The sequence below is a fragment of the Candidatus Goldiibacteriota bacterium HGW-Goldbacteria-1 genome (genome assembly GCA_002839855.1).
Classification (GTDB): domain Bacteria; phylum Oederibacteriota; class PGYV01; order PGYV01; family PGYV01; genus PGYV01.
Genome location: PGYV01000007.1, coordinates 128,293 through 129,101, shown reverse-complemented (window position 1 = coordinate 129,101; position 809 = coordinate 128,293). Strand labels below are relative to the sequence as shown.

General features: G+C 34.7%; 2 protein-coding genes and 1 pseudogene (1 of these 3 running past the window's edge). All 3 read left to right on the top strand.

The annotated features are described in order from the left end of the window. The first annotated feature begins 19 nt into the window (after nt 1–19). Complete coding sequence (locus tag CVV21_08710) at nt 20–355, top strand: hypothetical protein (protein ID PKL91283.1); 336 nt, start codon at nt 20–22, stop codon at nt 353–355. Nucleotides 356–441: 86 nt separating this feature from the next. Next, nucleotides 442–789, top strand: coding sequence for a hypothetical protein (locus CVV21_08705; protein ID PKL91282.1), 348 nt, complete (start codon nt 442–444; stop codon nt 787–789). Further along, nucleotides 790–809 (top strand): annotated as a pseudogene (locus CVV21_08700) (hypothetical protein); it runs 355 nt beyond the window's last position. It abuts the gene before it with no gap.

Here is an 809-nt window from a genome sequence, read left to right as displayed (position 1 = left end):
GAAAAAATGTGTAATATTGTTGCTTATACCTATTCTTATTTTATCCGGATGTGCAACTGTAAGTCCGGTATCTACAAACGAGAATCAGGATGTTCAGGATATTAATGAAAAGGAACTTGAGCAATCTGCTCAACAAAAAGAATATGTAGAAGATAAAGTTGACAAAAATATTGTTGGGCTTGTAGGAGCAGGTGTTGGATTGGGTTGTTGCGTTTTTGGAATTTTATCATTAGCTTTTGCTGGTCTTTCTACAACGCAAGAGCAATATGATGAAGCAACATCAAAAGCAAAGCATATAATTATAGGGGGCGCTGCACTTGGGGTTGTCAGTTTGGTGTTATATTTTACGTTATAATTGATATAAGTTTGCAATCAATTAATACTTGTTTCTGTTTTCTTATGGGATAACATATTATATATGAAAAGTTAAAGGGGTTTATAATGAAAAAATGTGTAATATTGCTGCTTATACCTATTCTTGTTTTATCAGGATGTGCAACTGTAAGTCCGGTATCTACAAACGAGAATCATGATTTTAAAGAAAAGGGTTTTGAGCATTCTGATAAACAGCAAGAATATGTAGAAGATAGAGATGGTGATAAAACTATGTGGCTTGCGTTGTCAGGCGTTGGAGCTGGTTTATTTGCTGTTGGTTCTTTAGTGTTCGTTCTTGCTGGTCTTTCTAGAACGCAAAAGCAATATGATGAAGCTACATCAAAAGCGATACCTTTAATGATAGGGGGAGCTGCACTTGGAGTTGTCAGCCTGACGTTATTTTTTACGATGTAATTGATAAAAGGATTTATTAT